The organism is Stenotrophomonas sp. YJH_SMC_54, assembly GCF_059368435.1.
In genome coordinates this window covers 101,059-121,583 of sequence record NZ_JCAFRS010000008.1, presented here as the reverse complement: position 1 = coordinate 121,583, position 20,525 = coordinate 101,059, and the positions used below count along the sequence as shown (strand labels likewise).

General features: G+C 66.0%; 15 protein-coding genes. 8 read left to right on the top strand and 7 right to left on the bottom strand.

All coding sequences use genetic code 11. From position 1 onward, the window contains the following. The first annotated feature begins 154 nt into the window (after window positions 1–154). On the top strand, window positions 155–2,134 hold the full coding sequence (gene betT, locus AC5P5S_RS11490) for a choline BCCT transporter BetT (RefSeq protein ID WP_062606221.1): 1,980 nt from the start codon (window positions 155–157) through the stop codon (window positions 2,132–2,134). A gap of 73 nt (window positions 2,135–2,207) precedes the next feature. Here the strand turns inward: betT and AC5P5S_RS11485 are convergent, their stop codons facing one another. Continuing rightward, the gene (locus AC5P5S_RS11485) at window positions 2,208–4,835 is read right to left on the bottom strand and encodes a TonB-dependent receptor (RefSeq protein ID WP_062606219.1); all 2,628 of its coding nucleotides are present in this window, start codon (window positions 4,833–4,835) and stop codon (window positions 2,208–2,210) included. 350 nt (window positions 4,836–5,185) lie between these two features. Further along, window positions 5,186–6,163, bottom strand: a complete 978-nt coding sequence (locus AC5P5S_RS11480; protein ID WP_062606217.1) for a zinc-binding dehydrogenase — start codon at window positions 6,161–6,163, stop codon at window positions 5,186–5,188. 430 nt (window positions 6,164–6,593) lie between these two features. On the opposite strand from AC5P5S_RS11480, the gene AC5P5S_RS11475 reads away from it, so the two are divergent. The 4 genes from AC5P5S_RS11475 to AC5P5S_RS11460 all read left to right on the top strand — a co-directional run bounded on the left by AC5P5S_RS11475 (window position 6,594) and on the right by AC5P5S_RS11460 (window position 10,898). Next, complete coding sequence (locus AC5P5S_RS11475; RefSeq protein WP_062606215.1) at window positions 6,594–8,957, top strand: ribonucleoside-diphosphate reductase subunit alpha; 2,364 nt, start codon at window positions 6,594–6,596, stop codon at window positions 8,955–8,957. Window positions 8,958–9,066: 109 nt separating this feature from the next. Further along, window positions 9,067–10,107: a ribonucleotide-diphosphate reductase subunit beta gene (locus tag AC5P5S_RS11470; RefSeq protein WP_024957408.1), complete on the top strand. Its 1,041-nt coding sequence runs from the start codon at window positions 9,067–9,069 to the stop codon at window positions 10,105–10,107. A 25-nt stretch (window positions 10,108–10,132) separates the two neighbouring features. Continuing rightward, window positions 10,133–10,600: a flavodoxin gene (locus tag AC5P5S_RS11465; protein WP_080334823.1), complete on the top strand. Its 468-nt coding sequence runs from the start codon at window positions 10,133–10,135 to the stop codon at window positions 10,598–10,600. Further along, window positions 10,572–10,898 carry a thioredoxin family protein gene (locus AC5P5S_RS11460; RefSeq protein ID WP_043035264.1) on the top strand — a complete coding sequence of 109 codons (327 nt, stop codon included), beginning with the start codon at window positions 10,572–10,574 and terminating at the stop codon, window positions 10,896–10,898. The genes AC5P5S_RS11465 and AC5P5S_RS11460 overlap by 29 nt, the downstream gene beginning before the upstream one ends. A gap of 112 nt (window positions 10,899–11,010) precedes the next feature. Here the strand turns inward: AC5P5S_RS11460 and AC5P5S_RS11455 are convergent, their stop codons facing one another. Next, window positions 11,011–12,342, bottom strand: coding sequence for an Nramp family divalent metal transporter (locus AC5P5S_RS11455; RefSeq protein WP_043035263.1), 1,332 nt, complete (start codon window positions 12,340–12,342; stop codon window positions 11,011–11,013). A gap of 117 nt (window positions 12,343–12,459) precedes the next feature. Here AC5P5S_RS11455 and mntR point away from each other — a divergent pair, with 117 nt between their 5' ends. Then, on the top strand, window positions 12,460–12,930 hold the full coding sequence (gene mntR, locus AC5P5S_RS11450; protein ID WP_005413716.1) for a manganese-binding transcriptional regulator MntR: 471 nt from the start codon (window positions 12,460–12,462) through the stop codon (window positions 12,928–12,930). A gap of 40 nt (window positions 12,931–12,970) precedes the next feature. On the opposite strand, the gene AC5P5S_RS11445 is transcribed toward mntR, so the two are convergent. The 3 genes from AC5P5S_RS11445 to AC5P5S_RS11435 form a co-directional block, all read right to left on the bottom strand. After that, complete coding sequence (locus AC5P5S_RS11445) at window positions 12,971–13,519, bottom strand: thioredoxin-like domain-containing protein (RefSeq protein ID WP_049396543.1); 549 nt, start codon at window positions 13,517–13,519, stop codon at window positions 12,971–12,973. Then, window positions 13,509–15,668, bottom strand: a complete 2,160-nt coding sequence (locus AC5P5S_RS11440; RefSeq protein ID WP_044570396.1) for a TonB-dependent receptor plug domain-containing protein — start codon at window positions 15,666–15,668, stop codon at window positions 13,509–13,511. Before AC5P5S_RS11440 ends, AC5P5S_RS11445 begins: the two co-directional genes overlap by 11 nt. 260 nt (window positions 15,669–15,928) lie before the next feature. Then, entirely contained in the window at window positions 15,929–17,590 is a 1,662-nt protein-coding gene (locus AC5P5S_RS11435; RefSeq protein WP_224481958.1) for an autotransporter family protein, read from the bottom strand. Window positions 17,591–17,801: 211 nt separating this feature from the next. On the opposite strand from AC5P5S_RS11435, the gene AC5P5S_RS11430 reads away from it, so the two are divergent. Then, window positions 17,802–18,062: a hypothetical protein gene (locus AC5P5S_RS11430; RefSeq protein ID WP_224481959.1), complete on the top strand. Its 261-nt coding sequence runs from the start codon at window positions 17,802–17,804 to the stop codon at window positions 18,060–18,062. 637 nt (window positions 18,063–18,699) lie between these two features. Here AC5P5S_RS11430 and fabR read toward each other — a convergent pair. After that, window positions 18,700–19,356, bottom strand: coding sequence for an HTH-type transcriptional repressor FabR (gene fabR / locus AC5P5S_RS11425; RefSeq protein WP_062606212.1), 657 nt, complete (start codon window positions 19,354–19,356; stop codon window positions 18,700–18,702). Window positions 19,357–19,448: 92 nt separating this feature from the next. Here fabR and AC5P5S_RS11420 point away from each other — a divergent pair, with 92 nt between their 5' ends. After that, the gene (locus AC5P5S_RS11420; protein WP_043035259.1) at window positions 19,449–20,519 is read left to right on the top strand and encodes a ferredoxin reductase; all 1,071 of its coding nucleotides are present in this window, start codon (window positions 19,449–19,451) and stop codon (window positions 20,517–20,519) included. Window positions 20,520–20,525: the final 6 nt, after the last annotated feature.

Sequence of the window (20,525 nt, the reverse complement as noted above, 5' to 3'; positions counted from 1 at the left end):
GCGGCTGCGCTCGCAGGTACGCTTCGGCGCGCGCGTGATAACACGGAATGGCGGGCCGGGCCTGTGACCACAGGCCGCAACTTCATGCTCTGTCCACTGCGGTTCAGCCAGAATTGGTCGGCTAACCCTTTGATCTACCGGAGAACGCCGCCCCATGGATGTACTGGAGCCGCAACAATCCCCGGTGCGCACCCTTCGGCCTGTGTTCGCCTTCGCGGCGATCGTTGTCGTGGCGTTCGCGCTGTTCGTCAGCCTGTTCCCGCTTGGTGCGGGCCGCCTTCTGCTGAAGGCACAGGACTGGGCCGCACTCAATGTCGGCTGGTATTACCTGCTGGCGATGACCCTCTACCTGGTGTTCGTGGTCGGCGTGGCGCTGTCCAAGTACGGTGGCATCAAGCTCGGCGCCGACCATGACGAGCCGGAGTTCAGCTACCTTTCCTGGGCCGGCATGCTGTTCGCTGCCGGCATCAGCATCACCCTGTTCTTCTTCTGCGTTTCCGAACCGCTGACCCACTACCTGCAGCCGCCGCAGGGCGATCCGGCCGCGGGCGAGGCCGGCGCGCGCCAGGCCATGCAGCTGCTGTTCCTGCACTGGGGCCTGCACGGCTGGGGTGTGTTCGCGCTGGCGGCGATGGCCATGGCCTACTTCGCCTACCGCCACAACCTGCCACTGGCCCTGCGCTCGGCGCTGTACCCGCTGATCGGCAAGCGTATCAACGGGCCGATCGGCTACACCGTAGACGCGCTGGGCATCGTCGCCACCGTGTTCGGCATTGGTGCCGACATGGGCTTCGGGGTGCTGCACCTGAATGCCGGCCTTGCGCACCTGTTCAACATCCCGCATTCCAACCTGGTGCAGATCATCCTGGTGGTCAGCATGATGGGCGCGGCGGTGGCCGTGGCCGTCTCCGGCGTGGAGAAGGGCGTGCGCTGGATGGCCAACATCAACATGCTGCTGGCGATCGCGCTGGTGCTGTTCATGCTGTTTGCCGGGCCGACGCAGTACCTGTTCAGCACGCTGATGCAGAACCTGGGCGACTACCTGGGCAGCGTGGTCGGCAAGAGTTTTGATGTGTACGCCTATGGCGGCCGACCGGAATGGCTGGGCGGCTGGACGGTGTTCTACTGGGCATGGTGGATCGGCTGGGCGCCATTCGTGGGCTTGTTCATCGCACGCATCTCACGGGGCCGCACCATCCGCGAATTCGTGTTCGGCGTGCTGCTGATTCCGCTGGGCTTCACCCTGGCCTGGCTGTCGATCTTCGGCAACAGCGCGCTGGACCAGGTCCTGCACCACGGCCAGCAGCAGTTGGCACAGCTGGCGGTGGATGATCCACCGACGGTGCTGTATGCATTGTTGGATGGCTACCCGTGGAGCCGCACGGTGATCGCGGTGACGGTGCTGGTCAGCTTCATCTTCTTCGTGACCTCGGCCGACTCGGGGGCGGTGGTGTTGTCCACGCTGTCCTCGCACGGCGGCGCGCCGGAGGATGATGGTCCGCGTTGGCTTCGCGTGTTCTGGGGCACGGTGATCGCCGTGCTGACCGCCGGGCTGCTGCTGGCTGGGAGCATCGATGCGCTGAAATCGGCGGTGGTGCTGGCCTCGCTGCCGTTCTCGGCGATCCTGCTGCTGATGATGTGGGGGCTGACCCGCGCCTTCAGTGACGAGTCGCACCGCAAGCGCGCGCTGCAGTACCGGCCCTCGCCGCTGATCGGCGACGATCGCCATCACCAGGGCTGGCGTCAGCGCCTGAGCCAGGCCATGCACTTCCCGGTGCGCGACCAGGTCTACCGCTTCATGGACGATACGGTGAAGCCGGCGATGGAAGCGGTGGCTGAACAGCTGCGCGGGCAGGGTTGGGATGTATCCACCCGCTTCGAGGCCGGCGACATGGAGCTGACGGTCAATCACGGCGAGCAGCAGGACTTCCTGTACCGGGTGATCCTGAGCGGCTACCTGACCCCGTCGTTCGCGGCCCAGCAGCTGCGCAACCAGCGCTACTACCGCGCTGAAGTGCATCTGTTCGAAGGCAGCCAGGACTACGACCTGGTGGGCTACAGCCGCAAGCAGATCATCAACGACATCATCAGCCAGTACGAACGGCACCTGCAGTTCCTGCACCTGAGCCGGTGATGCGGTGGGTGCGGACCGTTGGTCCGCACACCCCTGCAGAGCCGAGCCCATGCTCGGCTCTGCAGGTGGCGCATCAGAACCGGTAGCGCGCCCCCAGCGAAATGAACTGCCCGCGCAGATTGTACTGGCTGATGTCGAAACCATTGGAGCCACCGGCCGGGTCGAACGGCGGGTCCTTGTCGGTCAGGTTCAGCACCGACAGCGACAGCGTGGTGTTGGGAATCCCTTCGTAGGCCACGTACAGGTCCAGCTGGTGATACGGCTTGATGCGATCACGCAGGCCGGGGTTGCTGGTCGCTGTCGCCACGCGCTGGTCATAGCCGCTCACGTACTGCAGGCTCAGCGTGCTGCTCCAGTCGCCCACTGCCCAGTTCAGCGACGTAGTGCCGCGGGTGCGCGGCAGTGCGCCGTGGCGGTTGTTGCCGGCCCCTTCATACGGTGCCTGACCGGCCACCAGCGGCTGCTTGAAGCTGAGCAGATGGGTCCAGCTGCCGGCCACGGTGAAGTTGCCCCAGCCTTCGGTGCGGAAGGTGCGGTTGGCTTCCAGGTCCAGGCCCGAGGTGGTCAGTTCGCCCTGGTTGGCATACTGGTTGGTGATGAACTGGATGCGTCCCTGTGCATCACGCTGCACGCGGCCGGTGAACAGCGTCGGGTTGTCGACGATGAACTGCGCGCTGTCCGGCTTGACCAGGTTGTCCTGTTCGATGCGGTACCAGTCCAGGCCGATGCTGGTATCGCCATCGGGCGACCACACCGCGCCCACGTTGAAGTTGCGCGAGCGTTCGGCCTTCAGGTCCGGATTGCCCGTGCGGATGTTGGTGACGCCACGGCTGCCACCGGGCTGCAGCGGGTCCAGCCGATCGATCACCGAGCCGTAGCTGACGGTCTGGCCCGGCGCGATCTCCGGCAGCGAAGGCGCGCGGAACCCGCGCGAGAACGAACCGCGCAGCAGCAGGCTGTCCAACGGCTGCCAGCGCAGCGCCACCTTCGGCGAGAACGCGTTGCCGAAGTCGTCATAGTGGTCGCCACGACCGGCCACCTGCAGCTCCAGCGTGCGGTGCAGCGGCACGCTCAGTTCGGCGTAGGCGGCGCTGACCTGGCGCTCGCCGTTGACCACGTTGATGGCCGGGCGCAGTTCGGTGCCCGACAGCACCTGCGCACTGGTGCGCGCGTCCAGTGATTCCTTGCGGAACTCGGCACCCCAGGCGAAGCCGACCGCACCGGCCGGCAGCTCCCACAGCGAGGTCGAGGCCTTCACGTTCAACGAATGCAGCTTGTACCAGCCCGGACGCTTGGTCTGCAGGCGCAGTGCATCCAGCGCGCCCGGCGTGCTGGACGGGTTGAGGAAGTTGTAGCTGCCATCGCGCAGGATCTGCTCGAACGCGTAACGGTTGACGAAGTTGTCGACGTATTCGCGCTGCGCGCTCTGCGAGGTCAGCGCCGCCACTTCCCAGTCCCATCGCTCGCCGCTGCCGCGCACGCCGGCCAGCGCACGGTAGAACACCTGCGTGTTGTCCTTCAGGCGCGGGCCGAGATCGAAGAAGGTGTACTCGAACGGCAGCGGCGCGCTGCCCGGGTTGTTCGGGTGGCCGACCGGCAGCACCGCCGGCACGTCGATCAGGGTGCCGGTGGCCGGGTTGTAGGCACGCAGGCCCGGGCCGACGGTCAGCGGCGCGCTGAAGATCTGGTCGGCCTTGTTGTGGCTGTACAGCACATCGGCGAACGCCTCGACGCTGTCGTTGAAGCGGTAGGTCGCGCTCAACGACGCCTGCAGGCGCTCGGCGCCGGGCTGCAGGGTCTTGAACGGCTGCGCGTTGAAGGCGCAGGCCTGGCCGGGAAGGGTGCTGCCGAAATCGCTGTACGGGCGCAGCTGGCTGCCATCCGGGCAGTTGGCGAACGGTTGCGGTGCGCGCGGGTTGGACAGCCAGTTGCCACCGGCGGTGGACCAACCGGCCAGACGACCGCCGGGCTTGTCGCGGAAATCGCCGCTGCGGGTGTAGGCACGCTGGTCGGCGTCGAGGCGATCACGCTTGAGCAGGTCCAGCCCGAACAGCACGTTCCAGCCCTGCTGTTCGAGGTCACCGAAGCCAGCCAGCAGGTTGGCCTTGCGCTCGTTCAGGCCGCCTTGGGTGGCTGTACCGAAGCCGCCGCCGACTTCCACGCCCTGGAAGTTCTTTCGCAGGATGATGTTGATGACGCCGGCGATGGCATCGGAACCGTACACCGCCGAGGCGCCATCCTTCAGCACTTCGATGCGTTCCACTGCGCTGATCGGCAGCGCGTTGAGGTCGACGAAGGTGTCCTGGGTGTTGAGCGCGAAACCGAAGTTGGAGACGCGGTAGCCGTTGACCAGCACCAGCGTGTTTTTCGGAGACAGGCCACGCAGGCCGATCGAGGCCGAGCCGGCGGCGAAGCTGCCGGTGTACTGTTCGTCGAAGCTGTTGCCGGCATTGGCCGACAGGTTGCGCAGCACGTCGGTGAGGGTGGAGCGGCCGGTCTGCTCGATCTGTTCGCGGCTGACGATCTGCACCGGGTTCGGCCCGGCGGTATCGCTGCGCTTGATGTTGGAGCCGGTCACCAGCACGGCGCCCAAGGTGGTGCTGTCCTTGCCGGTATCGGCGGTTTCAGCGGCGCCGGCAGCGCCGGCGGTGAGGCCCAGCGCGATCGCGCCGGCAAGCAGGTTCAGGGTGGTGCGGTACATGGAAGCGACAACGCCGAACGGGGGAGGAGCCGTCAGTACCGCACGCAGGCACATGCGCCTTCCAATGACGAAAGCGCATTCAGTTATACATCACAGGTTCTTAACGAAAGTCGGTGCCTCCGTTGGAGCAGACCCACTCGGTGGGTGCGGCACCGATCTTTGGTGGGTGCGGACCGTTGGTCCGCACACCCTGCAGGGTCACAGCCCTTTCCCTGTGGAAAGAAGTCTCATCCCCCCGCGCTACGCGCGAGAGTCGACTGACAGTCGACTCTACCGGGACTGCGCCACTACCGGGACTGCGCCACTACCGGGACAGCGCCACCACCGGGGCAGCGCCATCCGCTGAGGCATCAAGGCCGCAGCAGCACCTTGCCATTGCGTCCCGAACCTGCGCCAGCCTTCGCTGCCTGGGCGATGTCGTCCAGTGCGAAGATCTGCTCCACCGGCAGGGTCAGTTCGCCGTTCGCCGCACGCTTCAGCAGTTCGCCAACCAGCCGGCGCTTGTCCTCCACCGCCATCGCCTGGCTGACCTTGCTGCCCCAGAACCCCTTCACCGTGGCTTCCTTGTAGATCAGGCCGCCGGCCGGGATGCGCATCGGTTCGCCGCTCATCACACCGAACGACACCAGCGTGCCGTGGTGGCCGAGCAGGTCAACCAGGTCACCGCTGGCGTCGCCGCCGATGGAATCCACCGCGGCCGCGGCCTGTGCTTCGCCGGTCGCCTCACGCACGCGATCCTTCCAGCCGTCCACCGAGGTGTCGAACACATGATCGATGCCCAGCGCCTGCAACTGCGCGACCGCATCGGCATTGCGCACCAGGTTGGCCACATGCACGCCACGCGCCCGCGCCAGCATCGCCAGCGACTTGCCCACCGCGCCGTTGGCGGTGTTCTGCACGATCCACTGGCCCGGCTCGACGTGCAGGAACTCCAGCAGCATCAGCGCGCTCAGCGGCATGGCAATCAGCTGCGCGGCCATTTCGTCCGGGATCGCCTCCGGCATCGGAATCACCATGCGTGCCGGCGCAATGAACGCTTCGGCCCAGGTGCCGTGCACCGAGGCAGCGGCCACCCGCTGGCCGACCTGCAGGCCGTCGACGCCATCGCCGAGTGCATCGATCACGCCCAGTGCTTCACTGCCACCGATCGCCGGCAGCGTCGGTTTGTAGCCGTACAGGCCGCGCACGGTCAGCAGGTCGTGGTTGTGGATCGAGGCCAGCACGGTGCGGATGCGCACCTCGCCGGGGCCGGGCTCGGGCAGCGGCGCATCGGCAATGGCAAGGACGTCGGCCGGATCGCCGAAGGAGGGGTACTGGGCAGCGCGCATGGGCGGTGTTCCGGGGAAAGTTGATGTTGTACCGAACTGGGGACGCAGGCGCTGTCGACAAGGCGCCGCAGGTGCAACACGGCATCCTGCGACTGATCGTCGCGACATGTGTTGATTACCGCATCTTGTGTTGACGAGTTCGGATATCCCCACTATGTTGTGGCCGTCACTCCCGGTCAGCCGCCGCCGCCGGACATGCAGCAAACGTCCCGCGGCCCGCCCCTGAGGCTTGCCGTGTCGACGCGGCCGCCATCGTGCGGACGCAGGTCGCCCCCACGGCCCGGATACCGGCCGCAGGCGCAGGCAGATGCCGACGACCTACGTTCCCGTGCCCTGGCAATCCACCCGTTCGCCCCGTGCGCCGGTATCGCGTTCAGGGCCGCCATGGCATCGACCGCCAACGCGCGCGCGAGCCTGGAGTTTCACCACCATGACCGACAGTACCTTCCGCGTGGCCGATCTGGCCGGCGCTGGCGACGCCTTGCGCGCCGGTGGCGAGCGTGTGCCGACCTGGATCACCAAGGAGGCCGGCAACCGTCGCCTGCCGTTCGAGGCCGAGCGCCTGCAGCGCAGCATCGACGCCGTGCATGCCGAGTTCCCGCAGCTGGACGTGAGCGACTACCGCCGCGTGGTGCAGGCGATGGTCGAGCGCAAGCCCAGCATCAGCGCCGATGACCTGGTCGATCTGCTGATCCGCGAGGCCGAGTCGCGGGTGGACCTGGTCGCACCCGAGTGGGAACAGTTTGCCGCGCGCATCTACCTGCGCCGCCTGTACAAGCGTGCCAGCCGCAACCGCTTCTACGACGTCGGCCTGAAGTACGGCTCGTATGTGGGCCTGCAGGAAAGCCTGGCCGACCGCGGCATCTACAGCAACGACATCCTGCGCTGCTATTCGAAGGAAGAGCTGCAGCAGGCCGGCGAGATGATCGATCCGGAACGCGACCGCCTGTTCGCCTACAACGGCCTGTACCTGCTGGCCACGCGCTATCTGGCCAGCGATCGCAGCCGCGAGGTCTACGAGCTGCCGCAGGAGCGTTGGCTGACCATCGCGCTGTACCTCATGCAGGAAGAAAAACCGCGTGAGCGGCGCATGCAGCTGGTCGGCGAGGCGTATTGGGCGCTGTCCAACCTGTACATGACGGTCGCCACACCAACGTTGGCCAATGCCGGCAAGGTGGGTGGGCAACTGTCCAGTTGCTTCATCGACACGGTGGACGACAGCCTGCAGGGCATCTATGACTCCAACACCGATATCGCCCGTGTGTCCAAGCATGGCGGCGGCGTTGGCGCCTACCTGGGCTATGTGCGCAGCAGTGGCGCACCGATCCGTGGCGTGGCCAATTCCTCTGGCGGCGTGGTGCCGTGGATCAAGCAGCTCAACAACACCGCGGTGTCGGTCGATCAGCTTGGCCAGCGCAAGGGCGCGGTGGCGGTTTACCTGGACATCTGGCACCGCGATATCGAAGCCTTCATGGACCTGCGCCTCAACAACGGCGACCAGCGCCTGCGCGCGCACGATGTGTTCACCTCGGTGTGCGTGCCCGACCTGTTCATGGAAGCGGTGGAGCGCCGCGCCGACTGGTACCTGTTCGACCCGCACGAGGTGAAGCAGGCCAAGGGCTGGTACCTGCAGGACTTCTACGACGAGAAGCGCGGCGCGGGCAGCTTCCGCCACCGCTACGCCGAACTGGTGGCCGACGAGCGCATCAGCCGCCGCACGGTGAAGGCCATCGATCTGTTCAAGCGGATCATGCTCAGCCAGCTGGAGACCGGCAACCCGTTCCTGTTCTACCGCGACGAGGTCAACCGCCGGAACCCGAACAAGCACGCGGGCATGATCTATTCCAGCAACCTGTGCACCGAGATCCTGCAGAACATGAGCCCGACGCGGATGATCCAGGAGATCGTCAGCGGCGACCAGATCGTCACCACACGCCGCGCCGGTGACTTCGTGGTCTGCAACCTGTCCTCGATCAACCTCGGCCGGGCGATCAGTGCGCCGGATGACCTGCTGGCCACCGACGTGCTGGAGCGCCTGATCCCGATCCAGGTGCGCATGCTCGACAACGTGATCGATCTCAATGCGCTGCCGGTGCCGCAGGCCACGATCACCAACCGCAAGTACCGCGCCATCGGCCTGGGCACGTTCGGTTGGCACCACCTGCTGGCGCAGCAGGCAATCCAGTGGGAATCACCGGATGCCGAAGAATTGGCCGACCGCCTCTACGAACGCATCAACTTCCTGACCATCCAGGCCAGCGCGCAACTGGCGAAGGAGAAGGGCAGCTACCCGATGTTCGCGGGCAGCGACTGGCACAACGGGCGTTACTTCCGTGACCGCGACTACAGTGGCGCCGCGTGGGACAGCCTGGCCCGCGAAGTGGCCACGCACGGCCTGCGCAACGGCTGGCTGCTGGCGGTGGCGCCGAACATGAGCACCGCGCAGATTGCAGGCTCCACGGCCTCGATCGACCCGATCTACAGCGCGTTCTACTACGAGGAAAAGAAGGACTTCCGGCGGCCGGTGGCGGCGCCGGGCCTGTCGCTGGAAACCTGGCCGTACTACGAGAAGGGTGCCTACAAGGTCGACCAGTTCGCCAGCGTGCGCCAGAACGCGCGCCGCCAGCGCCATGTCGACCAGTCGATCAGCTTCAACCTGTACGTGCCCAGCACCATCCGCGCCAGCACGTTGCTGGAGCTGCACCTGAGCGCCTGGCGCGAGGGCCTGAAGACCACCTACTACGTGCGCTCCAACGACATCGACATCAGCGAATGCGAATGGTGCTCCAGCTGATCGCCGGCGACCCACGGCAATGCCGGCCGCTGCCCGGCAACCCCGTGATCTTCGGTAGTGCCGGCCGCTGGCCGGCAACACGATAGAAAGAGAACGAAGGCAGAAAACCATGGCAACTCCCCTCGACCGCATCAAGATCCTCGAACCGCGCCATCCCAACCGCAGCACCGGCATCATCAACGGCCGCACCAGCGGCATCCTCAACTGGAACGACATCCCGTACCCGTCGTTCTATCGGGCCTACAAGGAGCTGTCGACCAACTTCTGGATTCCCGACGAGGTCGACATGAAGCTGGACGCGCGCCAGTACGGCGAGCTCAACGCGCGCGAGAAGAACGCCTACGACTCGATCATCGGCCTGCTCGCCACGCTCGACTCACCGCAGACCCGCTTCATCTACAACGTGGCCGAGTACATCACCGACCCGGCCGCGCACGCCAATGCGGCGATCATCGGGCAGCAGGAAGTGATCCACAACGAGAGCTACAGCTACGTGCTGGCCTCGATCACCGACCTGCCGAACCAGAACCGCATCTTCGAGATCGCCCGCACCCACCCGACCATCATCAAGCGCAATGCACCGATCATGGGGGCGTATGACGATTTCATGCGCGAGAAGACCGCCGAGACTCTGCTCAAGTCGTTGATCCAGTCCTCGATCCTGGAGGGCATCAATTTCTATTCCGGGTTCGCGTACTTCTACAACATGGTGCGGCAGAACCGCATGAACGGCACCGGCAAGATCATCAGCTTCATCAACCGCGACGAGCTGGCGCATACCAAATTCATCAGCGAGCTGATCCGCGCCATCATCGGCGAGAACCCGGAGTTGCAGACCAATGAACTGACCGCCTACGTACACCAATCGTTCGAGCATGCCATCGAGCTGGAGACGCAGTGGTCGTCGGAGGTGCTGGATGGCATCGACGGCATCGACGTGGACGAGATGGTGCGCTACGTGAAGTACCGCGCCAACAAGATGGCCGGCATGCTCGGCATCGAACGCCTGTACAGCGATACCACCGACAACGTGATGCCGTGGATCAAGGCCTACGCCGACAACTTCACCGAAACCAAGACCGACTTCTTCGAGATGCGCAATGCAAGTTACAAGAAGACCAACGTCGACAACGGCTTCGACGACCTGTGAGTCCGGCGCCGCGCTGAGCATCCTGGTGGTGGTCGCCTCGTTGAGCGGCAATACCCGCGAACTTGGCCGGCAGATTGCCGAGCGCTGCCGCGCTGCCGGTCATGCGGTTCACTGGCAGGACGCTGACGACCTGCGCCAGGCGCCGCCGCTGGCGGCCGACGAGGCCGACCTGGTGCTGCTGGGCTGCTGGACCGACAACGCCGGCCGCACGCCGTCGGAGATGAAGGCATGGGTGGCCGGCATCGCCGAACGCGGCGAGCGGCCGCGGCAGCTGGCGGTGTTCGGCACCGGCGAAACGCAGTGGGGGCAGGAGTACTACTGCGGCGCCGTGCACCGCCTGATCCGCTACTTCCGCAGCGACTATCCGCCGCTGGAAATCGAACAGATGCCGCATGGGCAACGCCATGCGGGGGCCATCGAGGCCTGGACCGACGCGGTCCTGGCCCACTATTGGAGCAACACCGATGCAGATCATCGACGCCACCACGCCTGAGCAGTTCCAGCAGCTGCTGGCCGAGCACCCGCGGGTGCTGGTGGATTTCCACAAGGACCAGTGCCCGGGGTGCCGGATGCTGGAGATGTCGTTGCACCGGGTGGCCAACAGCGCGGCGGGGCAGGGAACGACCCTGCTGCGCGTGCAGCTGGAAGTGCTGGGTGAGGCGTTCTTCAGGGAGCTGGGGCTGCGGCAGACGCCGACGCTGTCGCTGTTCCGTGACGGTGACGAACGTACGCGCCTGGCCGGATTCCAGTCGCCGCAACAGATCGAGGCCGCGATCGCGTTGCATCTGTAGCGTGGAGATGGTGGGTCGGATCCCTTGCCAGAGGCAAGGGCTCTGACCCCGCATCGTGTAAAGGCATCCACGCATGGCGTGGATCTACTGGGTCCAACCCCTGGATCTGGCATCACCCGCCGCTGAAGGTATCCACCAGCAGCTTCACGTTCAATACCACGATCACCAGCGCGATCACCCAGGCAATCGCACCCAGCAAGCGCGGTGCGACCAACGCGCCCATCGTCATCTTGTCGGTTACGATCCGCACCAGTGGGATGATCGCGAACGGCAGCTGCATCGACAGCACCACCTGGCTCAGCACCAGCAGCTTTACCGCGCCCTGGTCGCCGAACAGCATGATCACCACCACCACCGGAATGATTGCCAGTGCGCGCGTGATCAGCCGCCGCAGCCACGGCGGCAGGCGCAGGTGCAGGAAACCTTCCATCACGATCTGGCCGGCCAGCGTGGCGGTTACTGTCGAATTCAGGCCCGACGCCAGCAGGGCCACTGCGAACAACGTCGCCGCCGCGCCCACCCCCAGCATCGGCGCCAGCAGCTGGTGGGCTTGTTCGATGTCTTCCACATCAAATCGGCCATTGGCATGGAACACCGCCGCCGCCAGGATCAGGATGCTGGCGTTGATGAACAGTGCCAGGGTCAGCGCAAGGGTGCTGTCGGTCACCGCCCAGCGCAGCGCGCTGCGACGGCCCTCATCGGTGCGCGGGTAGGCACGGGTCTGCACGATCGACGAATGCAGGTACAGGTTGTGCGGCATCACCGTGGCACCAATGATGCCGATCGCGATGTACAGCGCGTGCGGATCGGTCACTACCTGCGCGCGCGGAATGAAGCCGCCCAGCACGTCCATCACCGGCGGTGCGGCCAGCGCGATCTGCACCATGAAGCAGCCGAAGATCACCATCAGCAGCGCGATCACGAAGGCTTCCAGCGCCCGGAAGCCGCGGTTCATCAGCAGCAGCACCAGCAGCGTGTCCAGGGCGGTGATCACCGCGCCCCACAGCAGCGGCAGGTCGAACAGCAGCTTCAATGCGATCGCGGTGCCGATCACTTCGGCCAGGTCGCAGGCGATGATCGCCGCCTCGCACAGCGCCCACAGCGCCAGGTTCACCGGCTTCGGGTAACGCGCGCGGCAGGCCTGGGCCAGGTCCATGCCGGTGGCGATACCGAGCCGCGCAGACAGCGCCTGCAGGATCACCGCCATCAGGTTGGAAATGAGGATGACCGACAACAACAGGTAGCCGAAGCGCGAACCGCCGGCGAGGTCGGTGGCCCAGTTGCCCGGGTCCATGTAGCCGACCGAGATCATGTAGCCCGGGCCGAGGAAGGCCAGCAGGCGGAACCACCAGTGACCCTTGTCGGGCACCGCCACCGAGGCGTTGAGCGCACCCAGGCTGGCCGCAGTGGAGGCCGAAGGGTCGCGGGGCGCCAGGGTGTTCATGGGTCCGAATATAGCTCCTGCTATAGTCATTAGCAATGTGAAACAATCGTCTTTATCGCGTTACTGGTCCAGAATTCAGGTTCAACACCGGATCACCCCGGAAGGACAGGCGCAGGCGTGGGCAAGACCGACGATTCGACATCGCTGAAAAGCACCCCCTTGATCGAGGCCGAGCGCCAGGTCGAGAGCTTCCGGCAAGTGCGCGAGGCGCACCGGATGGAGCTGGTGGAGGACTATGTCGAGCTGATCTCGGACCTGCTGGCCGACGGCGGCGAGGCCCGCCAAGTCGACATCGCCACCCGCCTGGGCGTGGCCCAGCCCACCGTGGCGAAGATGCTGCGGCGCCTGGCCCGTGATGGCTGGGTGGTGCAGCGGCCGTACCGCGGTGTGTTCCTGACCCCGGAAGGCGAGGCGCTGGCACATGCCAGCCGCCAGCGCCACCAGACCGTGGAGCGATTCCTGCTGGCGCTGGGCGTGGACGCGGATACCGCGCGGCGCGATGCCGAGGGCATCGAGCACCATGTGAGCGAGCAGACGCTGGCCTTGTTCGAAGCGTTCGTGCGCAAGGCCGAGGGCGGGGCGCCGTAGCGGTGGCGCCGGGCCATGCCCGGCGGCATTTCGCGCGACCCTACAATCCAGGCGGGCAGCGTGCCTGTTCCTGCGCGCACGCCCGTTTCGTCCATTCCTTCAACACCGGCTGCAGGCCTTCATAGCGCCGGCCTTGCCAGCCATTGGCCAACACCGCGCCGTCGGCATCGATCAGCACCAGATTCGGCGGTGCCAGCCCAGCCAACGCCTGCAGTGCCGGCATGCGCGCGGCGCGGCGTGGGTCCAATACCGGCCACGGCATGTCCTGTGCATGCATGTAGCGGCGCAGTGCGCTCTCGCTCTCATCCAGGCTGACGTACACCACTTCGGTATCGGCGCCGGCCTCGCGCAACGCGTCGCGCACGCTGCGCAGCGTGGGTACGAAGGCATGGCACGGTGCACACCAGTCGGCGCCGAAGTACAGCGCCACCAGTTTCGGCGGCGGCGTCCACTGCATCGGTCGCAGCGAGCGCTGTTCCGGCCGCATCAGCGAGGCCGAAACCTGTGCGTGCAGGTCCGCAGCCACCGCCGGTGCGGCCAGCAGCGCGGCACAGGCCAGCAACAGCGCTCGCAGTGCTTCAGAACGCATAGCGCAGGTTGACGTACCACGAGCGCGCGAAACGCGGCCCGTAGACATAGTCGCTGTCACGCAGCGCGCCCATCTCCAGATCCTTCTGGCGCTGATCGAACACGTTCTTGACGCCTGCGGCTACCGACACTTCCTGCTGCGCCTGCGCGCCCAGATGCCGGTGCCAGCGCGCACCAAGATCGGTGACCAGGAACGAGCGCGTACGGTGCAGCTCGCCCAGCCGGTTGTTCAGCACCGCCATCGGGCCGGTGTGGCGCAGCGCGACGAAGGTTTCCCACGGCTCGGCGGGCATCCAGCTGAGCTGGGCCAGGCCGGTCCAGCGCGGGGTCTTCAGGTAGTCGCGGCTTTCGATCACGGTGTCGCCGCCATCGCCGGTGTCGTCGAAGATGCGCTGCGGTTCGCGGAAGCGTGAGCGGTACCACGAGGCACCGGCGGTCAGGCGCCACTGCGGCGACGGCTGCCAGCCGAGGTTGGTTTCCGCGCCCAGCACGTTGGAGCCGGAGGCGTTGTAGCGCAGCTGGCTCAGCTGTCCGTCATCGCCACGCTGGATCTCGCCCAGCGCGAAGGTGTCGCGGATGCGTGCATAGGAGGCAGTGGCATCCCAGCTCCACACCGGATTGGCCGGGTCCGAGCGCCAGTCGAAGCCGAACAGGGTGGTCAACGCGCGCTCTTCCTTCAGGCCATCGGTGTTGCGCACGCGCACCTGTTCGCCACCCAGCGTGTCGACATGCACGTCCTCGACGAAGATCTCGGGAGCACGGAAGCCGGTGGCGATGCCGGCACGCCACTTCAGGTTGGGCGTGGCCTGCCAGGCCAGCGCGATGCGCGGCGAGAACACCGCGCTGTCCAGTTCCGAGCTCTTGTCCACGCGTGCACCCAACACCAGGTCGACGTTGTCGCGCAGGCTCCACTCGTCCTGGATGAAGGCGCCCAGGTTGTGGAAGGTCGCATCCTCCAGTACCGCAAGACGCTGGCCGTCACCGGTGCGGTTGTCGTCGCGCAGCGCCTCGTGCTTGTACTGCACGCCGAAGGCCAGCGCGTGCGCACCCAACCGCCAGTTCAACTGGCTGTCGATGTAGTGCAGCGGGTTGTGGGTGCGGCCGTACTGGCGCCACGAACGCGAGGCCGCGCTGCCGGCCACGTTCGGGTCCAGCTGCGACGGGTCATAGCCCGGCGCGGACGGATCGGTGACTACGTCGCCCAGACCGCCATAGAAGCTGTCGCGGTCAATGTCGGCGAAGGCGTAGGCCAGGCGGAAATCGACGTCGGCATTGATTTCCTGGTCCCACGACACGCTGCCGCGGCGGTATTTCGTATCCAGCGATTCGGCGATGTTGGCCAGGTATTCCGGCTGGTCCAGGCGGTTGCCGCCACGCCGGGTTTCATCGGTCACCTGCAGGTCCAGGCGCAGCCGCGTTCCCGGCGTCGGTGCGTACCAGGCCTGCAGCCCGCCGACCTTGAGGTTCTTGCGGGTGATTTCGGTGTAGCCGTCACCGTTGTAGTCGATGCCGCTGTTCCAGTTGCGCTGGGCAATCACCGACAGGCCGGCGTCTGCTTCCTTGGCCACCAGGTCCAGCCGCACGTCGGCGTTCTTCTGCGGCGTGCCTTTCAGGACATCCACGCCGGCCTGCACATGGCCACCGCTGCGCGCCGGCAGCGGCGGAATCAGGTTGATCACACCGGCAACCGCACCCGGGCCGTACAGCGCCGAGCCACCGCCCTTGACCACTTCGATGCGGTCGACGAACCCGGCCGGGATCTGTTCCAGGCCGTACACGCTGCCCAGCGTGGACAGCAGCGGGATGCCATCGAACAGCAGCTGGTTGTAGGCACCGGGCAGGCCCAGCAGCTGTACTTCGCTGGTGTTGCAGTTCTGGCAGTTGCTTTCCACGCGCAGGCCGTTGATCAGCTCGGCGGCACGGGAGAAGTCGGTGGCCGCGCGCAACGCGATGTCTTCCTTGCGCAGCACTTCGGTGCGGATCGGGACATCGGACAGCAGGCGTTCGCTGCGGGTGGCGGTGCTGACTTTCACCTGCACGCGGTCCAGCTCGGTCGGCTTCGGTGTGGCGGCCAGTGCGGGCAGCGGCAGGGTCAGGGCGATGGCGGCGGCCAGGGGCAGCCGATGGAAGAGGGGTGTGGCAACGGGCATGAAGGCGTCGTCCTTGGGAGAGGAAAGGCGGCGAGGGCGACCTGGCTGACGCATATGAAAGCAGAGGGTTATAAATATAGCAACGGCTATATAAATAAGTCCGTGCAATCACGAAGCCGAAAGCGGGATCAGAACATCGCGGACGACGAGGTTATAACATTACAAATAAGCGCCAGAACCCTGCCGGATGTCATTCCCGGCAGGGTGCGAGGGGAGTTGAGGAACACCGCCCCGGGCCTGGGCCCGGGGCGGCGTTGGCCTTACCAGGCGGCGCGCAGACCCACCTGGGCTCCATGGTTGCGGTAGCCGCTGTCGCCGCGCTGCACACGCAGGTCACCCCATGCGCTCCAACGCTGGCCCAGCTGCAGCTGGGCACCGGCCTGCACTTCGTAGCGGTTCTCCGGCGTCTTCGCGCTCAACGACTCGCTGTTGAAGCGCATGGCCTCATCGCGCTGGCCACGCAGCCAGTTCGCTGCCAGGAACGGCTGCACGCGGTTGCCCTGCAGCGTGCTCTGGCCAAACAGGCGCAGGCCGAGGCGGCTGTTGAGGCCGCCGCCGCGACCGTCTTCGACCGTGGTGCCATTGTTTTCAACCAGACTGTCGCCGTCGTAGTCGGTCCAGGTCAGCTGCGCCTGCGGCTGAAGGTACAGCGTGCTGGCCTCAGTGCTGCGGATGGCCCAGGCATAACCGGCTTCCAACGATGCACTGCGGGTCCTGGAGTCGTAGGTCTCACGGGCGATGCCTTCGCCCTGCACCTCGTTGTCGAAGCGCGCCGCCTGCAGCCAGCCGTCCACATACAGGCCGGCACTGCTCTGTGCATCCTGAACCCAGCCCAGGTAGACACCGGCCGACTTGCCCTTGACCTTGCCGCGGGTGCCATAACCGCTCAGCGTCGACACCGCCTGTGTGGTCGCCTCGCCGGTGCCGAGCATGACGCCGACCTGGCCACGGCCATCGCCCCAGCGCCAGACATCGCTGCCCAGCTGCAGGGTGTTGATGTGGGTACGGGCATCGACCTGGCCGGCCACGTTGGCCTGCAGCTGGTCACGCCCGGCGCGCACCCAGGTGCCGGTGCGGGCGCGGTCGAAACCGGGCTCGCCGCGATCATGGCGGCGCAGCTGGAACATCTGCACGGCCGCGGCCTGGTTGGCCAGGTACGCGCCCGGCTCCGGACGCAGCACGGGGACCGGATCGGTGGGATCGGTGGGATCGACCGGGTCCACGGGGTCGACCGGGTCCACGGGATCCACCGGCGTGCACTCCGGCAGCGACGGATTGATATCGCACGGATTGCCGGTGTAGACCGAGGTCAGGTACCAGTTGCCGTTGGCGGCGCCCGGCGAGCCTTTGTGCAGGAAGTACTCGTGCATGCCGCCGATGGCACGGCCCTGCAGAGTGAACTTGCCATTGCTGGCACCGTCCACCTGCACCAGCGGAATGCCGTTGACGGTCTGCGCACCGGCGCCATTGATGTTGTTGACCACGATCCGGGTGTTGCCGCTTGCATCGCCGGTGACGTGCACCTTCGAAGTCGGCGCATCGTCGGCGGCCATCACCGTATTGAAGTGCAGCGTGCCGCCCTGGCCGACATAGTTGCCGTTGACGGTCAGCTGGCGGAACTCACCCGGCCCGAGCAGGATGTCGCTGCCCGCACCCAGGGTGAGGTTGCCGGTGTTGCTGTCGCCGGACAGCATCCAGCGGCCGCCCTGGTCGACGGTGACATCGGCCGGGCCGAGGATGCGGCCGGTGAGGTCGAGGCCGTCGAGGAAGCGCAGCGCGCCGGTGGCGGTATCGGCGATGGTGATATCGCCCTTGAGCGTGGAGGTGCGGGCGGTGATGTCATAGGCAGCATCGCTACCGATCTCAATGATATTCCCATTGCCTCCGACCAGAACGGCATTGTTCTGCAGGGCGACTCGCATGACTTCAGGGTGCGTCCCAGCAGCAAGCGACAATGCGGCTCCGGCTCGCCCTTCCAGCCGCGAATCATCTACGAGCAATCCCCAGTAGGAGCTGTCGGGAGACTCGGCAGCGAGCACGGTGGAATAGCTCATCCTGATGCCATTTTCTTCGCCAATGGCGCTGGATCCACTCCGAAGGTTGACCGCAGCAGCACCAATTCGAATGGCAATCATGTCGCTGGTCAATTGTGTCCTGCTGGCATTCAAGGTGCCGCCGGCGTTTGCATTGAGTGCGAAAGAACGCCCGCTGATCTGGCTTTCGTTTGCTGTGATTGAAGCGCGGGGGCGCTCGGGGGAATGTCGTTGCGAAGAGAGCGTCATGCCGCCGAGAACTGTTGAGTTATCAAGGATGGCATTGCTGTTTGCAACCTGGCTCGGGCTTGTTGAGGCGTTGTTGAGCGTTGCGCCGTACAGTTGGATGCTTGACGGCTGACCACCTGCAGTTGAAGCCGAACTGATCCTGCCTACGTTCGCGTCGCGAACAATGAGCGTTCCACCAGCCAACGATACTTGGGTGCCTTCGCGAGGGCTGCCCGGCGTGATCACGAGCGTCTGCCCTGGGCCGATCGACTGGGCCTGCGCCCACGACGCTCCACCGGCCAGAATCAATGCGGTGGCAATAATCTGGCTCAGCCGTGATCGGACAAAAGTGGAAGCAATCTTCGGTGTGAACTGCATCATGCGCATGGATGTGTCTCCTTGGAACGTTGGGTGGGACCTGCATCCGCAGGGCCGGAGGCGGCACTGTGCGGATCGGGTCTTGCCTGGGCCATGCAATTAATCTGAAACGCCTGCAGCGACACCGATTGGGTTCAAACGCCGTTCACTGACGTATTCAGCTGAATGGGTCGCCGTGCTGGAATAGTGCACGGCAGGTGAGGGCGTCATGAAGATCGTGTTGGAACCACGCGAAACCCTATTCACATATGTAGATATGTGACGGGTGATCCAGTTCATGCAGGCGCGCGGGCGTCCGTCGCTGCGCTGCGACAATCGAGGTGAAGACCCACTGGGGAGCGCAGCGTCTGCCGCCAGGGCCGGACGCCATCGATCCGGCAATCGGGCAGGAATCAGCCGCGGCGGAACGCGGCGGGGGTGCGGGCGCCGACGATGATCATGCGGATCATCGTGGAGATCTGCTCGACCAGTTCCGGATCCTTCTCCGGCGGCAGGTCCATGGCGGTGGCGCCCATCGCGAACACCAGCCGGGTGATGGCCTTGGCCACCAGTTCCGGGGCATGCAGTACGGCGCCATCCAGTGCGGCCAGGCGCACCAGGTCGTGCTGCAGCTCTTCTTCGAAGTAGTGCAGCTCGCGTTCGACCGCGTGCTTGAAGTCGTCCGAGCCGACCGCGCCTTCGCGCAGCAGCACGTGCAGCAGCTTGTCGTCGGCGCGCAGCTGCTCCATGAAGGTCTCCACGGAAACGCGCACCACGCTGGTGGCGGTGGAGGTGGCGCGCTGGCGGGCCTCGCCGATGATGGTGCGCAGCGAGCGGCCGGCGGCGTCGATCAGCGCCACGGCCAGTTCATCCATGTCGCGGAACTGACGGTAGAAGCTGTTCGGCGAGATGCCGGCCTCACGTGCCACTTCGCGCAGGCTGAGCGTCGACAGGCTGCGGTGCGGCCCGATCAGTTTCAGGGCGGCGGCCAGCAGATCCTCGCGGCTCACCGTACGGCGGGCCGGGCTGTTGGCATCTTCGGGCGGCGACAAGGCGGTGGCGGCGGCCATGGGGGTTCCGGTGGGGCGAGGCTGAATCATACCCAATCCGGTTCAATATACACATGTATACACAGGTGTATGTGCGCCCGTATAGTTCGCTCATGAGCGCTGTCGTCCGTCCGTCCCTGTTCTCTCCCTACCGCTGGGTCTCGCCGTCGCTGTTCGATTTCTGGGCGGGCCAGCTCAATCCCCTGTGGACCCTGCGCGAGCCGGTGGCCCGCCTGGTCCGGCGTGAGCCGGCCGGCGAGGGCGCGGCGACCCTGGTCCTGCGCACCAACCGGCACTGGGCCGGCATGCGTGCCGGCCAGCACGTCACCCTCGGCGTCGAGATTGAAGGACGCCTGTGGCAGCGCAGCTACAGCCCCACCGCACTGGGTCGGCGCGAGCTGGCGATCACCGTCAAGGCGATCGACGGCGGCCGGGTCAGCCAGCATCTGGTCAACCACGCGCAGCCGGGCGAACTGTTCCGCCTCGATGCCGCCTTCGGCGAGTTCCATATGCCGGCCGCGGCGCCGGTGCTGCTGCTGGCGGCCGGCAGCGGCATCACGCCGATGCGCAGCCTGTTGCGCGAGGCCTGCCAGCGCCCGCTGGCAGCGCCGGTGGACCTGTTCTACTGGGAGCGCACCGCCGCCCATCTGCAGTTCCGTGATGAACTGCAGGCGCTGGCCGCGGCCCATCCGAACCTGCGCGTGCACCTGCTGACCACCCGCGAGGGTGAGGTGCCGGCCGCGCGAATCGATACCCATGATCTGCAGGTGGCCGGCGATGACACGCCGCTGGCGCAGCGCCATGTGCTGGCCTGCGGCCCGGACGGCTTCGTTGCTGCCGCGCGTGAGCGCCTGGCGCACCAGGTGGCTGGCTTCCAGGCCGAAGCCTTCACCCCGCCGGCGCCGCTGCGCGATGCCAGCAGCGAAGGCGAGGTGTCGCTGACGCTCGCGCGCAGTGGCCGCCAGCTGAGCGTGCCGCGTGGCCGCTCGCTGCTGGAAAGCCTGGAAGCCCATGGCATCAAGCCCAAGCATGGTTGCCGCATGGGCATCTGCAATACCTGCACCTGTGATCGCGTCAGTGGCGCCACCCGCCATCTGCGCACCGGCGACCTGCAGTCCGAATCGGCACAACCGGTGCGGATCTGCGTGAGCGCACCGACCACCGACCTGACTTTGGATCTCTGAGGACGC

Bases quoted from the DNA above. Each gene is read 5' to 3' on its own strand.
- betT (WP_062606221.1), top strand. From the start codon at position 155: ATGGATGTACTGGAGCCGCAACAATCCCCGGTGCGCACCCTTCGGCCT.
- AC5P5S_RS11485 (WP_062606219.1), bottom strand. From the start codon at position 4,835: ATGTACCGCACCACCCTGAACCTGCTTGCCGGCGCGATCGCGCTGGGC.
- AC5P5S_RS11480 (WP_062606217.1), bottom strand. From the start codon at position 6,163: ATGCGCGCTGCCCAGTACCCCTCCTTCGGCGATCCGGCCGACGTCCTT.
- AC5P5S_RS11475 (WP_062606215.1), top strand. From the start codon at position 6,594: ATGACCGACAGTACCTTCCGCGTGGCCGATCTGGCCGGCGCTGGCGAC.
- AC5P5S_RS11470 (WP_024957408.1), top strand. From the start codon at position 9,067: ATGGCAACTCCCCTCGACCGCATCAAGATCCTCGAACCGCGCCATCCC.
- AC5P5S_RS11460 (WP_043035264.1), top strand. From the start codon at position 10,572: ATGCAGATCATCGACGCCACCACGCCTGAGCAGTTCCAGCAGCTGCTG.
- AC5P5S_RS11455 (WP_043035263.1), bottom strand. From the start codon at position 12,342: ATGAACACCCTGGCGCCCCGCGACCCTTCGGCCTCCACTGCGGCCAGC.
- AC5P5S_RS11445 (WP_049396543.1), bottom strand. From the start codon at position 13,519: ATGCGTTCTGAAGCACTGCGAGCGCTGTTGCTGGCCTGTGCCGCGCTG.
- AC5P5S_RS11440 (WP_044570396.1), bottom strand. From the start codon at position 15,668: ATGCCCGTTGCCACACCCCTCTTCCATCGGCTGCCCCTGGCCGCCGCC.
- AC5P5S_RS11435 (WP_224481958.1), bottom strand. From the start codon at position 17,590: ATGCGAGTCGCCCTGCAGAACAATGCCGTTCTGGTCGGAGGCAATGGG.
- AC5P5S_RS11430 (WP_224481959.1), top strand. From the start codon at position 17,802: ATGTCGCTGGTCAATTGTGTCCTGCTGGCATTCAAGGTGCCGCCGGCG.
- fabR (WP_062606212.1), bottom strand. From the start codon at position 19,356: ATGGCCGCCGCCACCGCCTTGTCGCCGCCCGAAGATGCCAACAGCCCG.
- AC5P5S_RS11420 (WP_043035259.1), top strand. From the start codon at position 19,449: ATGAGCGCTGTCGTCCGTCCGTCCCTGTTCTCTCCCTACCGCTGGGTC.